Source organism: Sphingomonas sp. KRR8, from assembly GCF_023559245.1.
Taxonomy (GTDB): Bacteria; Pseudomonadota; Alphaproteobacteria; order Sphingomonadales; family Sphingomonadaceae; genus Sphingomicrobium.
Genome location: NZ_CP097462.1, coordinates 1,102,293 through 1,117,848 on the forward strand (window position 1 = coordinate 1,102,293; position 15,556 = coordinate 1,117,848).

Sequence of the window (15,556 nt, forward strand, 5' to 3'; positions counted from 1 at the left end):
CGCAAAAAAAGGGCGGCCCATTTACTGGACCGCCCCCTTTGTCTGTGTCTCCTGAGGAGAACTAGCCAGCGATACCCCGCTCGGCCTTCTGCTCGTCCATCCGCTGCCGGAAGGCGGGCTCCAGCGGTCCGCGAATGGCGACCTCGCGCTTGGCGTTCGCCCAGATGTTCCGGTAGGCCATGTAGGCCAGCACCGTCGCGATGGTGAGGAACAGCAGCACCACCCACCCGGTCCTGAGCCGGCTCTCGAGCTTCGGCTGCGCGGTCCAGACGAGGAAACTGGCGACGTCCTTGGCCATCTGGTCGACGGTAGACTTGGTCCCATCGGCGTAGGTCACCTGGCCGTTCGAAACCAGCGGCGGCGGCATGGCAACGTTCAGGTTGGCAAAATAGGGATTGAAGTGCAGGCCCGCGGGCGTCTTCACGTCCGGGAATTCCTTGAGCAACTCCTGGCCCTTGGCGTTCCTGTAGCCCTGCTGGTTCGCATAGCCGGTGAGCAGCGAATAAACGTAGTGCGCCCCACCCTCGCGTGCGGAGGTGATCAGCGAGAGGTCCGGCGGCAGCGCGTTGTTGTTCGCAGCGCGAGCGGCCGTCTCGTTGGCGTAGGGGCTCGGGAAGCGATCGGAGATCAGCGCCTTGCGGGTTGCGGGCTCGCCCGTGTCCGGGTTCACCGACGGGACTTCCGTCGCCCACTGGCTAGCAATCGCCTTCACCTCGGCCTCGTTATAGCCCAGGTCCTTGAGCTGGTAGAAGCTCACTTCCTTGATGCTGTGGCAAGCCGAGCAGACTTCCTTGTATATCTGGAAGCCGCGCTGCAGCTGCGCCCGGTCGAATCGGCCGAACGGGCCGTCGGTCGCGAACTGCACGTCTTTGGGCTTGAGGTGGAACTCCTCTTCGGCCGTAGCCGGCGGAGGACTCTTGATCGCCTCAACTCCATTGGAGATCAGCGAAAGAAAGAGGACACCGACAAAGCCGAGCCCGACGAAGAAACCGATAATCCGGACCATTGTCCTGTCTGTCCCCTTACTCGGCCGCGGCCGGAGCCGTGGTGGACCCGCCAGTGGTGGCGAGGCCGAACGGTGCGCTTTCCTTGTCCTCTCCGTGAAGCACGCTTTCCGTGATCGAGTTGGGCAGCTGAAGCGGCTTCTCGAACTTGGAGACGAGCGGGAGAATGACCAGGAAGTGCAGGAAATAATAGGCTGCGGCGACCTGGCCGAGCGCGACGTTGACGGGCGTGATGTGCGCCTGTCCGACATAGCCCAGCAGGATCACGTCGGCGACCAGGATCCAGAAGAAGATCTTGTAGACCGGACGATAGCTGGTCGAGCGGATCGGTGACCGGTCCAGCCAGGTCAGGAAGAACAGCAGCAGCACGGCGCTGAACATCGCCAGCACGCCCCACAGCTTGGCCGGCAGGATGAAATCCACCGTGAAGCTGCGCAGGATCGCGTAGAACGGCCAGAAGTACCACTCGGGAACGATGTGCGCCGGGGTCACCAGCGGATTCGCCTCGATGTAGTTGTCGGGGTGGCCGAGACTGAACGGCAGGAAGAAGACGAAGATCGAGAAGATGATCAGCGCCACGCCCATGCCGAACCCATCCTTCGCCGTATAGAACGGGTGGAAGGGAAGCGTGTCCTTCTCGTCCTTGACGTCCACGCCGGTCGGGTTCGACGAACCCGGGATATGCAGCGCCCAGATGTGGAGAATGACCACGCCGGCGATGACGAACGGCAGCAGGTAGTGGAGCGAGAAGAAGCGGGTCAGCGCGGCCTGGTCAGGTGCGTAACCACCGAGCAGGAAGATGCGCAGCGGCTCACCAATCAGCGGAATGGCCGAGAAGAAGCCGGTGATGACCTGCGCGCCCCAATAGCTCATCTGACCCCACGGCAGGACGTACCCCATGAAGGCTGTGGCCATCATCAGCAGGTAGATCACGACGCCCAGCATCCACACCATTTCGCGTGGCGCCTTGTACGAACCGTAGAACAGACCGCGGAAGATGTGGATGTAGATGACGGCGAAGAAGAAGCTGGCGCCATTTTGGTGAACGTAGCGGATCACCCAGCCGGCGTTGACGTCGCGCATGATGCGCTCAACGCTGTCGAAGGCGCCGGCGGCGTAGCTGTAATAGTGCATCGCCAGCACGATGCCGGTGATGATCTGGATCACCAGGGCAAGACCGGCGAGAACGCCGAAGTTCCAGAAATAGTTGAGGTTCCGGGGGACCGGATAACCGCCACCAATCGCGCCATAGACCAGGCGCGGAAGGGGCAGGCGCTCGTCCACCCACTTGGTGAACGGGGACTTCGGCTCGTAGGGCTTGGCCCAGGCAAAACTCATCGTGGCTTACCTCAACCGATCTGAACGACGGTGGCGGACGTGAACTTGTACTCGGGCACCTGCAGGTTCTTCGGCGCGGGGCCTTTGCGGATGCGGGCGGCCGTGTCGTAGACCGAGCCGTGGCAAGGGCAGAAATAGCCGCCATACTCACCGCGGGTCTCACCCTCACCAATGCCGAGCGGCACGCAGCCAAGATGAGTGCAGACGCCGAGCGTGATCAGCCAGTTGGTCTTGCCGGGCTTGGTCCGCTCGGCCAGCGTCTGGGGATCGCGAAGAGTCGCCACGTCTACCGCATTGGCGGCCGCGATTTCCTTCGGCAGCAGATTGCGGATGAACACCGGCTGCTTGCGCCACACCGCCTTGATGCCCTGACCGGGCTGGATCTTGGAGATGTCCACTTCGGTGGTCGACAACGCCTGAACGTCGGCCGAGGGCGCCATCTGCATCAGCAGCGGCGCCACCGCGACGCCCGCGCCGACACCGGCGAAGCTGGTCGCCGCGATGTTGATGAAGTCCCGCCGGCGAACGCCGTCCGCGTGCCCGTCGGCAGCGTCCACGACCGGTTCGCCGGGCATGATCGGCTGCGCGGGATCACTCACAGTAGCCATCGAAATCCCAAAACCCTTCACTAGGTCATCGTTGGTTGGCACCACCTGCGGTCCGCGGGCGAGCACCTATGACGAAAGCCGCCACGGAAGGCCCCGGGACGGATTGGCGGTGCTGATAGCGAGGCGAACCGCGTCCGCCAAGTGTAGATTGGGGACGGTCAGTAACTCACAACATGGTCTTTCGGCCACGCGCGGCTTGGCCTATCGGCGCAGCCCATGGAGCTCGATCCCCAACAATCCGCCGCTCGCAGCTGGTTCGAGGCGCTTCGCACCCGCATCTGCGCCGAGTTCGAGTCGATTGAGCGCGAGGCGGGCAGTGACGCGGCCTTCACCTACACGCCCTGGGACCGAACCGATCACCACGGTGCGCCCGGCGGCGGCGGGGTGCGCGGGCAAATGGCCGGCAAGGTGTTCGAGAAGGTCGGGGTCAATGTCTCCACCGTCCACGGGGCCTTCAGTCCCGAATTCGCGAAAAGCATCCCCGGTACCGAAGAGGACCCGAGCTTCTTCGCGACCGGCATCAGCCTGGTTGCGCACATGGCCAATCCGCATGTTCCGGCCGTGCACATGAACACTCGTTTTCTGACCACCGGCAAGCGATGGTTCGGAGGCGGCGCTGACCTCAATCCAGCCCTGCCATACCCTGAAGACACCGCCGCCTTCCACGCGGAACTCCGCCGGGCCTGCGACGCACATGGCTCGGACTATTACGAGCGCTTCGCCAAATGGGCGGACGATTATTTCTGGCTCCCCCATCGGCAGGTTGCGCGCGGTGTTGGCGGGATCTTCTACGATCGGCTGGAGAGCGACTTCGGCTCAGACTTCGCCTTTACCCGAGCCGTTGGCGAGGCCTTCCTCGCCGCCTTCCCGCCCCTCGTGCGCAAGCGAATGGATCAGCCGTTCGACGCCGCCGAAATGGAGCGCCTGCTGGAGTTCCGCGGCCGCTACGTCGAGTTCAACCTGCTCTACGATCGCGGCACGCTCTTCGGGCTGAAGACCGGCGGCAACATCGACGCCATCCTGATGAGCCTTCCGCCGTTGGCGCGGTGGCGCTGATCACTCAATGTCCGTTGCGAATCGAAACGCACGGCAGAAAGGCCACCTTAATTGGGGCCGCATAGGCCTCTAGGCTTATTGCCCATGAGTAACGAACCCGCGTATCTCCGTGAGCAGGCGGCACGGTGCCGGCGGCTGGCCAAAGGTGTCCTCGACCGCGAAGGCGCTGCCCGATTGATCGACCTTGCCGATTATTACGAACGCCAGGCCGACGAGCTCGCCGTGCAGACGCCCACGCAAAACCCGGCAGGGCAGGTGCCCGCACCTGGCGGCCCTCAACCGGCGTAACGCTTCCTCAAAGCAGTGTCTCCGGAGCCCGGCCACGCAGATCGGGCGCGGCCGGCGGCTGCGGGCCAATGTCGTGCCAATGCTGGCGCCGCAGCCCAAGCCGGTCCAGCAGGTCGGTTGCTCGATAGACGACCCCTCCCCCGGCCCATGACCGCGGCGCAAGTGCCAGGAGGCGGCGGCCAAGGTCCGGCAGGAATGGTGGACGGCGATTATAGGACCACAGTTCCACGCGCGTCGTCGGCCGATCGGAATCGCCCCGGGCGTGGAAACCGAACATGTCCGCAACGAGCAGGGTGTTGGCAGGTACCGCGAAGCGGGTCGGCTCAGGCAGGCCAAGACCCGCGAGCTCTTCCCGCTCCACCCGAAGGGAACCGCGCTGCGACAGGCGATCCCCATGCTCCAGCACGGTCAGGCTCCGCGCCTGTTCCCACGCCAGCCGCTCCGCCGTCAGCCGGTGGGACCCCGCCACATAGGTCAGCGGGCGGCCGTCCTCGGCGACGTCGGCAAGGAACAGCCACGCTTTCATGGAGGGATAGAAAGCGTCGGCATGAAGATGAACCTGCGGGTCGGGCAGGTCCCCCGGAGCGGCCCCGCCGAGGATCGTCTGAAGATAATGGATCGGTGGAGTAAGGGTGCCCGCCGCGTAAGAGAACAGGGCACGGACCTCTGGTCGCCGCAGCAACCGCTCAAGCGCGGGAAGGCGCCGCCCCGCGTCATGGTCGAACAGGACACGCGCGGTGATCGTGTCGCCCTGCAGATGCGCCCGCGTTGGGAGCGGCTGTGTAGCCAATGCGCGCTGCACCTCCGCAAGCTCAGCGGCGGCAAGCACGCCCGGGATGACGACGAACCCGTCGCGATCGAACGCCTCCCGCCAGGCAGTGGGGACGCTGGGCGCAAGCCATCGGCGGCGCCTGACGGTCAGCCGATGCGCGAGCCTGACGCGAGCGGCGTGGAGCCCGCGGGCGTTTAGCGCCCGCGATCCCAACAGTGGATTGTCAGCGAAACTCTTGGCGCCGGTCGCCAGCGCCAGCAGCCACCAGGGCGCGCGCCACCAGTCGGTCCAGCGGCGCGGCGCCATGGAGCAGAGTGCTTAGCGGACCCGCGGACCGCCGAACGGCAGCGGCGGCGGCGGGCGGCGGTCGCGGCGCGGCAGCTGCGCCTGATAGGCCACGCCGCAATGCTGCACGCAATAAGGGAAGCCCGGGTTGGCCTGCTCCCCGCAGAAGTGGAAATCAGGTTCACCCGGATGGCCGATCGGCCACTTGCAGATGCGGTCGTTGAGTTCGAGCAGGCTGGTCTTGTCGGCGACCTCGGCGCTCGGCTTGGCCGGAACCAGGCGGCGCGGCGGCGCGGGCGGGATCGGTGCCTGCTGCTCGCCCGGACCCTGACGAACGAAGCCGCCTGGGCCGATCGAACGATACTGGATGGTGGGCTCGGGCTTGCTCGGCGCGTTGGGCGTGGCGGCGACCGGAGGGGGCGCGGGAGTCGGGGCCGGCGGCATCGGCGCGGCGGCCTCGAGGGCGGCGGCAATCGCCGGCCGCTCCTTCACACGGGTCGGCTCGGTTACCAGCTTGGCGGTCGGCTTGGGCCCGGCGGGCGCCGGCGCGGCCTCCGCCTTCTCTTCATTGCCCTTGACGGGCGAAGGTCGCGAATCGAGCCCGAGCCGATGGGCTTTGCCGATGACGGCATTGCGCGATACGCCGCCCAGTTCCTCAGCGATCTGCGAGGCGGTCTTGCCCTCGGTCCACATCGCTTTCAGGCGGTCGATCCGCTCGTCAGTCCAGCTCATCGTGAAGTAACTCTTTCCATGCCTCGGACGCCGTGGTTGCGGCGCGGGGCCGCAGCCGATAGGCGATTCCATCGTGAACAACCAGCCTGCCCCCGTCCCCTCATCCGCGAACGCTGCCTGGATGCGCAGCGCGCCCGGCGAAGCCCGCCTGAACGGCGTGAACTGGGGAGGCCTGAAGACCTTATATGTGAAGGAGGTGCGGCGCTTCTTCAAGGTCCAGACCCAAACCGTCTGGGCGCCGGCCGTGACCACCCTCATGTTCCTGGTGATCTTCACTGTCGCCATGGGCCGCACCGGCCGCACCGTATTGGGCGTTCCCTTCGCCGACTTCATCGCGCCCGGCCTCATCGTCATGGCGATGATGCAGAATGCGTTCGCAAATTCGAGCTTCTCCCTGCTTGTGGGCAAGATCCAGGGCACGATCGTCGACTATCTGATGCCGCCCTTGTCCACGGGTGAGCTGATCGCCGGCCTCGTCGGCGCGGCCGTAACCCGCGCCATCCTGGTCGGAGGTGCCGTGTGGCTGGCCATGAGCCTGTTTCCGGGCGTCCATGTCTGGGTCCGCCATCCGCTGAGCCTGCTTTGGTTCGGGCTCATGGGATCGCTGCTACTGAGCTTCCTCGGCCTGCTGACGTCCATCTGGGCCGAAAAGTTCGACCATGCCGCGGCCGTCACCAACTTCGTGGTCGCGCCTCTGTCGCTCCTCAGCGGCACCTTCTACTCGGTCGAGCAGCTATCCCCCGCCTTTCGTGCGGTCAGCCACCTCAATCCGTTCTTCTATGTGATCAGCGGCTTCCGCTACGGCTTCCTCCAGGCGGCGGACTCCCCATTGTGGGTGGGGGCGATCGGTCTCGGCATCCTGAACCTGGTGCTCTGGGCGCTCTGCTATGCACTTCTGCGCAGCGGCTGGAAAATCAAGAACTGACCGGGTGAACCTCAGCTAACGACTGCGTTCAGGCCCGCCACACCGCCGGTTCGGTAGACCGCTCCCATCAACACTCGAAGGGAGTGAATGCACCATGCGTAAGTTCATCATCGCCGCCGCCGTCGCCACCAGCGCGATCGCCGCCGCCTCGCCCGCCGCCGCTCAATATTATCAGCCGGGGTATGGCCAGCAGTACGGTTATGGCCAGCAGTATGGCCAGCCTCAGTATGGCTACAACCAGGGCGGTCAGAACTATATGGTTCGGATTGACCAGCTGACCCAGCGGATCGACATGCTTGGCCAGCGCGGACTGCTTAACCGCGGTGAGTATCGCGGTCTTCGCAACGAGGCGGCCAATCTCCGTATCCGTGTCGCCCGCAGCGGCTACAACGGTCTCAACTGGCAGGAGCGCCGCGACATCGATGTTCGCCTCGCGAACCTTGAGCGCCGCATCTACGCCGAGGCCCGCGAGGGTCGCCGCGAGGGACGCTGGGGCAACCAGAACGGCTACAACGGCTACAATGGGTATAACGGCTACAACCAGCCGAACCCCTACGATCGCGACCGTGACGGCCGCGACGACCGCTACGAGGACGATCACGGCCGCTTCCCCGGCTAAGCATCGCCTCTGACGGCATGGAAAGGCGGCTCGGCGAACCCGAGCCGCCTTTTCTTTTGCACCCTCTCCCGGCTAAAGAGCGCGGCATACCGCCACTCACGAAGAGGACTCCGCCGCCATGGCCATCACGCCGCTCATGCCCGTTTACCCGCGCTGCGAGGTGCGACCGGTCAAGGGCGAAGGCGTGTACCTGATCGGCGAAGGCGGCGAGCGTTACCTCGATTTCGCCAGCGGCATTGCGGTCAACCTGCTCGGCCACAGCCACCCACACCTGATCGGCGCGATCCAGAAGCAAACAGAGACGCTGATGCACGTCTCCAACCTCTATGGCTCTCCGCAGGGCGAGCACCTGGCGCAGCGCTTGGTCGACCTGACCTTCGCCGAGACCGTCTTCTTCACCAACTCCGGCGCGGAAGCGGTCGAGTGTGCGATCAAGACGGCGCGCCGCTACCATCACGCCCGCGGCAACCCGCACAAGCACACGCTGATCACCTTTTCCAACGCGTTCCACGGCCGCACCATGGCGACCATCAGCGCAACCGATCAGTCGAAGCTGCGCGACGGCTTCGCGCCGTTGCTCGAAGGGTTCAAGGTCGTCGCATTCGACGATCTGGACGCCGCTTTGGCCGCCATCGACGAGAACACCGCCGGCTTCCTGGTCGAACCGATCCAGGGCGAAGGCGGCATCCGCCCCGCGAGCCAGGCGTTCATGCAGGGCCTCCGCAAGGCATGCGACGAGCACGACTTGATGCTAGTGCTCGACGAGGTGCAGTGTGGCGTTGCCCGCACCGGAACGCTCTACGCCTACGAGCAATACGGCATCACCCCCGACATCATGGCTTCGGCTAAGGGCATCGGCGGCGGCTTCCCGATGGGCGCCTGTCTCGCCACCGAACATGCCGCGCAGGGCATGGTGATCGGCACACACGGCTCGACCTACGGCGGTAATCCGCTGGCAATGGCCGCCGGCGAAGCCGTGCTCGACGTGGTCGCGACGCCGGAGTTCCTGGAGCACGTCCGCATGATGGGTGAGCGCCTCCGCTCCGCGCTGGAGCAGATGATCCCAAACCACGACCACTTGTTCGAAAGCGTGCGCGGCCTTGGCCTCATGCTGGGCATAAAGATGAAGACCGACAGCCGCGCCTTTGTCGGCTACCTGCGCACGCAAGGTATCCTGACCGTCGCAGCGGGCGACAATGTCGTTCGCGTCCTCCCGCCGCTGATCATCGAGGAAGCCGACATTCGCGCCTTCGTTGAAGGCCTGAGCGCCGCATCGGCGGCATACGAACTACCCGCGCAGGCCGCCTGATCTTCATTCTGTCTTTGTCGGACCGGATCGGATCACAATTCTTGCCTAACCGCTGCTCGGCAACGGTTGCTTCCGTGATGTGGTGCTGGTCATCATCTAGGCCACGCGCCTTGTAAAAATGCGCCAATGCGCCCATGTGTTGGTGGCTATCAGTCGCAAGTTGACGGTCTACGGGCGCTTTGCGGCACCTTTCTTCCTTCTCTCTTCGCCGCTCCTAGCCGGCGCTTCGGCAGTTCGCGGCGCCGCACGAGAAGGACTACCTTTATGATCACCGGAACCGTCAAATTCTTCAACGCCGACAAGGGTTATGGCTTCATCCAGCCCGACGACAACAGCGGCGACGCTTTTGTCCACATCTCGGCTGTTGAAGCTGCCGGCATGCAGAGCCTCGATCGCGAACAGCGCGTTCAGTATGAGCTGCAGTCGGGTCGCGACGGCCGGAACAGCGCCGTCAACCTCCAGGCAGCGTAAGCGTCGGGCCCGCCGGACCAAGGTTCGGCGGGCCAGTTCCCGTTGTCATACCCAAGCGGAGAAGCGCTGATGTCCACTCTGGAATTCTATACCGAGCGCGCCGCTCACTGCCGCAGCGAGGCCGAGCAATCGACCCTCAACAACGTGCGGGAGCGAAACTTCAACGCCGCCCTCGCGTGGGACGCCATGGCCGAGCGCCTTCACCGCACCAACGCTCACCGTGAAGCGAATGCCGCCGCCCGTGCCGCCGCGGAGCACGGCGAGGACTGATCCTCGCTCGCTTGCTGCAGGCAAAAGCGCTTCCTATCTCCGTCGGGTATGACTCCCGACATCCAGACTCTCGACGTGGCGCTTGGCGTCACCATCCCGACACGCCACGCACGCGGCCGTGCCGCCCGACTTGGTCCGGCGCTCGATCAGGTGCTGTCCGCGCACGCTTATCCCCCGCAGATTGAGCAGCTCCTCGCCGAGGCGCTGACGTTGACGGCGTTGCTCGGTGCACTGCTCAAGGATCCCAACGGTCAGCTGACCCTCCAGGCCCAGACGAAGGAGGGGATCGTCGACCTGCTGGTCTGCGATTATCTGAATGGTCAGCTGCGCGGCTACGTCCGGCACGATCCGGCCCGTCTTGCGGATACTCGCACGCCCAGCCTCGCCAGCCTGTTTGGCCACGGCTACCTCGCCATCACCTTCGACCAACCCGCGACCGACGAGCGCTACCAGGGCATCGTCCCGCTGGAGGGCGACAGCCTGGCCGAGGCGGCGCAAAGTTATTTCAGCCAGTCGGAACAGATCCCCAGCATTGTCCGCCTGGCCGCGCGCAAGGGAGAAGATGGCAGGTGGATCGGTGGCGGAATCCTATTCCAGCACCTGCCGGAGGGCGAGGTCGGCCGCGAGCGGCTGCACACGCGCATGGACCATCCCGATTGGGACCATGTCGCCGCGTTGGTGCAGACCGTAGGCCCGGGCGAGCTGACCGACCCTGCACTGCCACTCGAGGAGCTGGTCTGGCGCCTGTTCCATGAGGAGCCGGAGGTGCGCACCCTCGATCGCCTCCCACTGGCGCGCGGCTGCCGCTGTGACCCCGACTATGTACGTTCCGTGATCGCCCGTTTCCCGGCCGAGGAACGTGAGGCGATGAAGGGGGACGACGGGCTCATCCGGGTCGATTGTGAATTCTGCTCGACCAGTTTCCCGGTCCACTTCGATGAAGCCTGAGAGCGTGCTAGAATAGCACGGTAATGCGCTCTTTTCTGCCTTTGCTGATTGGTGGCCTGGTGGCTTCAGGCACGACGTTTGCTGCCCTTGCCGGCCCGCTGTCCAGCCTGGAGCCGGGCCTGTGGTCGGTCAGCCGAAGCGCGACTGGAAGCCATGCCGTGAACCTGTGCGTGAAAGACTTCGCCGCGCTTGGACAATGGGAGCATCGCGGGTCGACCTGCAGCCGGTCGATCATCTCGCAAACGGGCAGCGACACGGTCGTCCGCTACAGCTGCCCCGGCGGCGATTTCGGGCAAGCCAAGCTCACCACCCTCACCCCCCGCTCGCTCCGGGTCGAGACCCAGGGCATCCATTCCGGCGAACCCTTCCATTACGAATTGTTTGCAAGAAAATCCGGAACTTGCGGTAACCATTAAGGTCTTGTTTAGCAGAACAGGCTTATCACGACCCGGTGCTTCATTCTTCGGGGCACGCTTTCCTCCCTATCGGGCTTGCCCCGAACCTGGGCCGCCTTCGGGCGGCCCTTCTTTTTTGCGGTCCGCGCCTTTAAGTGGCCGCGCAAATGACCACCATCGCCAGCTCATCCCCCGCGCGTCGCGCCGTGGTCCTGCTCTCGGGCGGGCTCGACTCGATGGTTTGCGCCGCCCTGGCCCGCGAATCCGGCTTCAGCGTGCTTGCGCTCACGGTCGACTATGGCCAGCGCCATCGGGTCGAGCTTGCCGCCGCGCGTCGCATCGCCGCCGATCTCGCCGACCAGCACATCGTGCTGCCGATGGACCTGACCGCTTTCGGCGGCTCTGCGCTGACCGGGGACGGCGAAGTGCCGAAGGACGGCGTGGGCGAGGGAATTCCGGTGACTTACGTCCCCGCCCGCAACACCATCTTCCTCAGCCTGGCGCTGGGCTGGGCGGAAGCGGCGGGCGCGCGGGACCTCTACGTCGGCGTCAACGCCCTCGATTATTCAGGCTATCCCGATTGCCGGCCCGAATTCGTGGCGGCGTTCGAGAGTCTCGCCAACCTTGCGACCAAGGCCGGGGTCGAGGGCGAGCCTTTCACCATCCACGCTCCATTGCAGCAGATGACTAAGGCGGACATCGCCCGCGAGGCGGCGCGGCTCGGGCTTGATGCAGGCATCAGCCACAGCTGCTACGATCCGGGCGCCCTGGGCGGCGCCTGCGGGGAGTGCGACGCGTGCCGCCTGCGCGCCAAGGGTTTCGAGGACGCCGGTCTGCCTGACCCTACGCACTACGCACAGCCATGACCTACGCGGTCAAGGAATGCTTCCTTACCCTTCAGGGGGAGGGAGTGCAGGCGGGTGCCCGCGCAGTCTTCCTGCGCTTCGCCGGATGCAATCTGTGGAGCGGGCGGGAGGCGGACCGGGCGACGGCGCAATGCCGCTTCTGCGACACGGACTTCGTCGGTACCGATGGGCCGGGAGGCGGTAAGTTCGCTGACGCGGAGACGCTGGCCGATCATGTCCAAGCGGTCTGGGATGGCGGCTTGGCAGAGCGGCTGGTGGTGATCACGGGCGGAGAACCGATGCTCCAGCTCGACCTCCCCCTGCTTGATGAGTTGCACGCGCGGGGCTTCCGGGTCGCGATGGAAAGCAACGGCACGCTGCCCGCCCTGCCCGGACTCGACTGGCTTTGCATCAGCCCCAAGGCGGGCACCGATGTCGTCCAGCGCTCCGGTGATGAGCTCAAGCTGGTCTGGCCGCAGGAAGGGATCGACCCGGCGGCACTGGAAGACTGGAACTTCGCCCACTTCCTCGTCCAGCCGATGGACGGAGCTCAGCCGGCCGAGGCTGTCGCGGCCGCCATTACCCTGGCGATGACCCGGCCGAAGTGGCGACTGACTCTGCAGGCGCACAAGCTGGTCGGGCTGCCCTAGCCGACGATATTCCCGGCTGCCGCCGGTGTGGCTGGCGCGGCAGCGGAAGGCGCCGAGTCATTCTCGTTACGGCTGTTGCGAGCATCGGACGCCGGACGCGGAGTGCGCTTCTCGGTCTTGGCCGACGACGCATCGGACCCGCCGTCGCCTTCATCGCCATTGTCGAGCGTGGCGTCCGGCGGAACATCGGCAGCCATGTTGGCCGCATCGCCCGTGGCCGCATCGATCGCCGTCACGTCATTGGCGACGATGGCCTGGGCGGTGAAATCGTCGTCGCTGAACGCTTGGTTGCCCTCGGCGGGTTGGCCCTTGCCGCAGGCGGCCAGGCCAAGCGCCGCCAGCGCGATGAGGCAGGTCCGGATCATGCGTTGGTCAGCTCCGCCGAAATGAAAAGAGGCTGCCGGCTTATGCCGACAGCCTCTCCAAAAGCCAACGCCCCCCGTGAGGGAGGCGTTTGGACTTACATCGCGTTCGTGGTGTTCGTCGTGGTGGTCGTCGTGGTGTTCGACGAAACCATGTTCGAATCGCTCGACATGTTGCTGTCGGCGGCGTTCATCGACATGTTCGCGTCAGTGGCGTTCATGTCGGTCATGCCGGCGTTCATGTCGGTCATGCCGGCATTCATGTCGGTGGTGAGGTTCACGTCCTCGGTGGTGTTATTCGCAGTGTTGTTGCTGCTGCACGCAGAGACAGCGAGGGCCGCACCAGCGACCAGGATCAGAGCACGCATTCAAGACTCCCTTCGGAAATAGGCGATCTGGCGCGGTTTGCCCGCGTCACAAATCACATGCACAATAGAGTGACTGGACCGCCCCCTCAAGGGGGTACGTCTACTTGGCCAAATCCGCAAGGAATTCAGGCAAGTGCGCCCACAACGCCGAGTCCAGCTCGGCTGTTCCCGCCTTATTGCCGAGTGCCGCAAGGCTCGTCACGCCAAATTCGGCGATGCCGCAGGGCACGATGCCGCCGAAGTGTTGCAAATTCGGGGCGACATTGATCGAAAAGCCGTGAAGCGTGACCCAGCGCCTGACCCGGACACCGATGGCGCCGATCTTTGCCTGTGCGGGACCAGCGCCAGTCCATATCCCGATCCGCCCTTCTTCCCGGCGCGCTTCCACGCCAAGCTGCGCCAGCGCCGCGATCATCCAGCCTTCAAGCGCATGGACAAAGCGCCGAATGTCCCGCCCCCGCTTGTCGAGGTCGAGCATGAGGTAACCGACCCGCTGCCCGGGCCCATGGTACGTGTATCGCCCACCGCGGCCTGCACTGAACACCGGAAAGGCCTGCGGATTGAACAGTTCGGACGGGTCGGCACTGGTGCCCGCAGTGAACAGGGGCGGGTGTTCGAGCAGCCAGATGCGCTCGGCCGCGCCCTCGTCGCGGATGGCACGGGCATGCGCCTCCATCTCGGCCAGCGCCTCGGGGTAAGGCACCTGACCTTTGCTCACCCGCCACTCAATGCTATCAATCTTCATCGCGCATTCGCACGTGGCGCCTCCGCGCCGTGCCCGCAAGCCGTTGCCTCACCCTTGCCGTCCCACCATAAGCGGGCAAGCACTGGCGCGCCGCCAAGGGGAGAGTGAACGGGTGACGAAACTATCCTTTTCAGGAGCCTGGGACGAAACCCGCGCCATTCTGCGCCGTGACGGCCGCCTGATCTGGCCGCTTGGCCTGATGACCCTCGTGCTTCCGCAGCTGATGATCGCCACGGTGCTCGGCCCAGCGGCAATGACGGACCTGTCGCAGAATGCGCAGACCACCAGGTCCCTGTCCTTTCTGCTTGCGCTGCTGCTGGTCGCCTGGGCCCGCTTCGGCGGACTGACCGCCATTGCCCAGCTTGCCCTCCACTCGGATGAGCGGGTCGGCGACGCGCTTCGCTCCGGCCTCAAGCGGGCGCCGGCGGTGCTCGGCGTCGTCCTGCTGGTTCTGCTTCCGCTGACCGCCTTGCTCGCTCCGGCCCTGCTCGCGGCAGGTCAGCAGCAACAGCCGAGCCCGGCGAGCGCCCTCGGTTTCCTCGCGGGTATTATCCTCGGCGTGGTCATCCTCGCCCGCCTGCAGTTTGCCGTCTCGATCGCGGCGGCGGAGGGCGGCAGCCCGATCCGTCTGATGGTTAGGAGCTGGCGGCTTACCGCCGGCAACACGCTTCGCCTGCTTGGCTTCGTGCTGCTGTTCGTCGCCGTCCTGCTGATCGTCAGCATCGCGCTCAGTGCCGTCGTTGGCTCGCTGGTCCTGCTGGCGTTCGGCAAGCCCGATCCGCTGAGCGTCGCCGCGCTGCTGCTTTCGGCTCTCGGCCTGCTCGGCGAATTGCTGGTGCTGGTGCCTTATTCGATCATGCTGACCCGGCTTTACGCCCAAGCGGTCAAAGGTAGCGCCAGCGTTCCCCACGCTCCCTGATGAAAACCCCGGGATGCGAAGGCACCCCGGGGCTCGTCTTCACAACGAAGCTCAGGCGGCTTCGGTCTCGCGAGGCCGCGCTTCCGCCTCGATGGTCTGCGGCTGCTCGCCGGTCGCACCGATCTCGATCTTCCTCGGCTTCATCGCCTCGGGGATCTCGCGGACGAGGTCGAGGCAGAGCATCCCGTCATGCAGGTCAGCGCCGGTCACATTGATGTGGTCGGCAAGCGCGAAGCGCCGCTCGAAGCTGCGGGTCGCAATGCCGCGGTGGATGTAGTTGGCGTTAGCCTCTTCACCCTTCTGGCCGCGGACGATCAGCACGTTCTGGTGCGAGGTAATCTCGATCTCTTCGCGCTTGAAGCCCGCAACCGCCACCTCGATCCGATACTTGTTGTCGTCGACCTTGATCAGGTCGAAAGGCGGGTAATTCTCGCCATTCCCGCTGGCGGCATTGTTCTCCAGCATGTCGAACAGCCGGTCGAAGCCAACGGCCGAGCGGCGGAAGGGGGTAAAATCGAAAGCGCTACGCATGGTTCTTGTCCTCGTGTGTGGTTGAGCAACAAGGCGGACGGCAGGCGATCCGGCATAGGCCTCCCGCAGCCCGTCACCGGGCCTCATCAAGCACCCGGCAACAGTGATGTGGTATA

At 65.1% G+C, this 15,556-nt stretch carries 21 protein-coding genes; 12 read left to right on the forward strand and 9 right to left on the reverse strand.

Translation table 11 applies throughout. The features are described 5' to 3' along the window. Nucleotides 1-61: 61 nt before the first annotated feature. Genes M8312_RS05500 through petA form a run of 3 tightly spaced genes read right to left on the reverse strand, consistent with a single transcriptional unit; the run spans nt 62 to nt 2,917 of the window. Nucleotides 62-1,006, reverse strand: a complete 945-nt coding sequence (locus M8312_RS05500) for a cytochrome c1 (protein WP_250119372.1) — start codon at nt 1,004-1,006, stop codon at nt 62-64. Nucleotides 1,007-1,022: 16 nt separating this feature from the next. Then, on the reverse strand, nt 1,023-2,342 hold the full coding sequence (locus M8312_RS05505) for a cytochrome b (protein WP_250119373.1): 1,320 nt from the start codon (nt 2,340-2,342) through the stop codon (nt 1,023-1,025). Between the two features lie 11 nt (nt 2,343-2,353). Beyond that, nucleotides 2,354-2,917, reverse strand: a complete 564-nt coding sequence (gene petA / locus M8312_RS05510) for a ubiquinol-cytochrome c reductase iron-sulfur subunit (protein ID WP_250119711.1) — start codon at nt 2,915-2,917, stop codon at nt 2,354-2,356. A gap of 249 nt (nt 2,918-3,166) precedes the next feature. Between petA and hemF the strand changes: the two genes are divergently transcribed. Further along, nucleotides 3,167-4,006: an oxygen-dependent coproporphyrinogen oxidase gene (hemF, locus tag M8312_RS05515; RefSeq protein ID WP_250119374.1), complete on the forward strand. Its 840-nt coding sequence runs from the start codon at nt 3,167-3,169 to the stop codon at nt 4,004-4,006. A gap of 84 nt (nt 4,007-4,090) precedes the next feature. Next, a complete protein-coding gene (locus M8312_RS05520; RefSeq protein WP_250119375.1) occupies nt 4,091-4,294 on the forward strand; it encodes a hypothetical protein in 204 nt (67 codons plus the stop codon). Between the two features lie 7 nt (nt 4,295-4,301). Here M8312_RS05520 and M8312_RS05525 read toward each other — a convergent pair whose 3' ends face one another. Continuing rightward, nucleotides 4,302-5,372, reverse strand: coding sequence for a phytanoyl-CoA dioxygenase family protein (locus tag M8312_RS05525; protein WP_250119376.1), 1,071 nt, complete (start codon nt 5,370-5,372; stop codon nt 4,302-4,304). Between the two features lie 12 nt (nt 5,373-5,384). Beyond that, a complete protein-coding gene (locus M8312_RS05530; protein ID WP_250119377.1) occupies nt 5,385-6,083 on the reverse strand; it encodes a GcrA family cell cycle regulator in 699 nt (232 codons plus the stop codon). Between the two features lie 121 nt (nt 6,084-6,204). Between M8312_RS05530 and M8312_RS05535 the strand changes: the two genes are divergently transcribed. The 9 genes from M8312_RS05535 to queE all read left to right on the forward strand — a co-directional run bounded on the left by M8312_RS05535 (nt 6,205) and on the right by queE (nt 12,515). After that, nucleotides 6,205-7,008: an ABC transporter permease gene (locus tag M8312_RS05535; RefSeq protein ID WP_250119378.1), complete on the forward strand. Its 804-nt coding sequence runs from the start codon at nt 6,205-6,207 to the stop codon at nt 7,006-7,008. A gap of 94 nt (nt 7,009-7,102) precedes the next feature. Beyond that, the gene (locus M8312_RS05540; protein ID WP_250119379.1) at nt 7,103-7,627 is read left to right on the forward strand and encodes a hypothetical protein; all 525 of its coding nucleotides are present in this window, start codon (nt 7,103-7,105) and stop codon (nt 7,625-7,627) included. Nucleotides 7,628-7,745: 118 nt separating this feature from the next. Further along, nucleotides 7,746-8,936: an aspartate aminotransferase family protein gene (locus M8312_RS05545; RefSeq protein WP_250119380.1), complete on the forward strand. Its 1,191-nt coding sequence runs from the start codon at nt 7,746-7,748 to the stop codon at nt 8,934-8,936. Nucleotides 8,937-9,200: 264 nt separating this feature from the next. Beyond that, nucleotides 9,201-9,407 (forward strand): cold-shock protein, encoded by a 207-nt coding sequence (locus tag M8312_RS05550; protein ID WP_250119381.1) that lies wholly within the window; start codon nt 9,201-9,203, stop codon nt 9,405-9,407. Nucleotides 9,408-9,476: 69 nt separating this feature from the next. Next, nucleotides 9,477-9,677, forward strand: a complete 201-nt coding sequence (locus M8312_RS05555) for a hypothetical protein (protein WP_250119382.1) — start codon at nt 9,477-9,479, stop codon at nt 9,675-9,677. 48 nt (nt 9,678-9,725) lie between these two features. Beyond that, complete coding sequence (gene hslO / locus M8312_RS05560) at nt 9,726-10,625, forward strand: Hsp33 family molecular chaperone HslO (protein ID WP_250119383.1); 900 nt, start codon at nt 9,726-9,728, stop codon at nt 10,623-10,625. Nucleotides 10,626-10,648: 23 nt separating this feature from the next. Further along, on the forward strand, nt 10,649-11,041 hold the full coding sequence (locus M8312_RS05565) for a DUF3617 domain-containing protein (protein ID WP_250119384.1): 393 nt from the start codon (nt 10,649-10,651) through the stop codon (nt 11,039-11,041). A gap of 146 nt (nt 11,042-11,187) precedes the next feature. Continuing rightward, nucleotides 11,188-11,886, forward strand: coding sequence for a 7-cyano-7-deazaguanine synthase QueC (queC, locus tag M8312_RS05570; RefSeq protein ID WP_250119385.1), 699 nt, complete (start codon nt 11,188-11,190; stop codon nt 11,884-11,886). Beyond that, nucleotides 11,883-12,515: a 7-carboxy-7-deazaguanine synthase gene (gene queE, locus M8312_RS05575; protein ID WP_250119386.1), complete on the forward strand. Its 633-nt coding sequence runs from the start codon at nt 11,883-11,885 to the stop codon at nt 12,513-12,515. The genes queC and queE overlap by 4 nt, the downstream gene beginning before the upstream one ends. Here queE and M8312_RS05580 read toward each other — a convergent pair. From M8312_RS05580 to lipB, 3 genes are all read right to left on the reverse strand, one after another. Beyond that, nucleotides 12,512-12,880, reverse strand: a complete 369-nt coding sequence (locus tag M8312_RS05580) for a hypothetical protein (protein WP_250119387.1) — start codon at nt 12,878-12,880, stop codon at nt 12,512-12,514. The two genes, queE and M8312_RS05580, sit on opposite strands and share 4 nt — an antisense overlap. A 95-nt stretch (nt 12,881-12,975) precedes the next feature. Beyond that, on the reverse strand, nt 12,976-13,245 hold the full coding sequence (locus M8312_RS05585; protein ID WP_250119388.1) for a hypothetical protein: 270 nt from the start codon (nt 13,243-13,245) through the stop codon (nt 12,976-12,978). Nucleotides 13,246-13,345: 100 nt separating this feature from the next. Then, a complete protein-coding gene (lipB, locus tag M8312_RS05590) occupies nt 13,346-13,990 on the reverse strand; it encodes a lipoyl(octanoyl) transferase LipB (protein ID WP_250119389.1) in 645 nt (214 codons plus the stop codon). A gap of 112 nt (nt 13,991-14,102) precedes the next feature. Between lipB and M8312_RS05595 the strand changes: the two genes are divergently transcribed. Further along, a complete protein-coding gene (locus M8312_RS05595; RefSeq protein ID WP_250119390.1) occupies nt 14,103-14,909 on the forward strand; it encodes a DUF7847 domain-containing protein in 807 nt (268 codons plus the stop codon). Nucleotides 14,910-14,960: 51 nt separating this feature from the next. On the opposite strand, the gene M8312_RS05600 is transcribed toward M8312_RS05595, so the two are convergent. Next, nucleotides 14,961-15,440, reverse strand: coding sequence for an Hsp20 family protein (locus M8312_RS05600; protein ID WP_250119391.1), 480 nt, complete (start codon nt 15,438-15,440; stop codon nt 14,961-14,963). Between the last annotated feature and the right edge of the window lie 116 nt (nt 15,441-15,556).

Coding starts and splice junctions, on each gene's coding strand:
- hemF (WP_250119374.1), top strand. CDS start 3,167: ATGGAGCTCGATCCCCAACAATCCGCCGCTCGCAGCTGGTTCGAGGCG.
- M8312_RS05505 (WP_250119373.1), bottom strand. CDS start 2,342: ATGAGTTTTGCCTGGGCCAAGCCCTACGAGCCGAAGTCCCCGTTCACC.
- M8312_RS05535 (WP_250119378.1), top strand. CDS start 6,205: ATGCGCAGCGCGCCCGGCGAAGCCCGCCTGAACGGCGTGAACTGGGGA.
- M8312_RS05500 (WP_250119372.1), bottom strand. CDS start 1,006: ATGGTCCGGATTATCGGTTTCTTCGTCGGGCTCGGCTTTGTCGGTGTC.
- M8312_RS05525 (WP_250119376.1), bottom strand. CDS start 5,372: ATGGCGCCGCGCCGCTGGACCGACTGGTGGCGCGCGCCCTGGTGGCTG.
- M8312_RS05520 (WP_250119375.1), top strand. CDS start 4,091: ATGAGTAACGAACCCGCGTATCTCCGTGAGCAGGCGGCACGGTGCCGG.
- queC (WP_250119385.1), top strand. CDS start 11,188: ATGACCACCATCGCCAGCTCATCCCCCGCGCGTCGCGCCGTGGTCCTG.
- queE (WP_250119386.1), top strand. CDS start 11,883: ATGACCTACGCGGTCAAGGAATGCTTCCTTACCCTTCAGGGGGAGGGA.
- M8312_RS05555 (WP_250119382.1), top strand. CDS start 9,477: ATGTCCACTCTGGAATTCTATACCGAGCGCGCCGCTCACTGCCGCAGC.
- petA (WP_250119711.1), bottom strand. CDS start 2,917: ATGCCCGGCGAACCGGTCGTGGACGCTGCCGACGGGCACGCGGACGGC.
- M8312_RS05585 (WP_250119388.1), bottom strand. CDS start 13,245: ATGCGTGCTCTGATCCTGGTCGCTGGTGCGGCCCTCGCTGTCTCTGCG.
- hslO (WP_250119383.1), top strand. CDS start 9,726: ATGACTCCCGACATCCAGACTCTCGACGTGGCGCTTGGCGTCACCATC.
- M8312_RS05550 (WP_250119381.1), top strand. CDS start 9,201: ATGATCACCGGAACCGTCAAATTCTTCAACGCCGACAAGGGTTATGGC.
- M8312_RS05530 (WP_250119377.1), bottom strand. CDS start 6,083: ATGAGCTGGACTGACGAGCGGATCGACCGCCTGAAAGCGATGTGGACC.
- M8312_RS05565 (WP_250119384.1), top strand. CDS start 10,649: ATGCGCTCTTTTCTGCCTTTGCTGATTGGTGGCCTGGTGGCTTCAGGC.
- M8312_RS05600 (WP_250119391.1), bottom strand. CDS start 15,440: ATGCGTAGCGCTTTCGATTTTACCCCCTTCCGCCGCTCGGCCGTTGGC.
- M8312_RS05580 (WP_250119387.1), bottom strand. CDS start 12,880: ATGATCCGGACCTGCCTCATCGCGCTGGCGGCGCTTGGCCTGGCCGCC.
- lipB (WP_250119389.1), bottom strand. CDS start 13,990: ATGAAGATTGATAGCATTGAGTGGCGGGTGAGCAAAGGTCAGGTGCCT.
- M8312_RS05545 (WP_250119380.1), top strand. CDS start 7,746: ATGGCCATCACGCCGCTCATGCCCGTTTACCCGCGCTGCGAGGTGCGA.
- M8312_RS05540 (WP_250119379.1), top strand. CDS start 7,103: ATGCGTAAGTTCATCATCGCCGCCGCCGTCGCCACCAGCGCGATCGCC.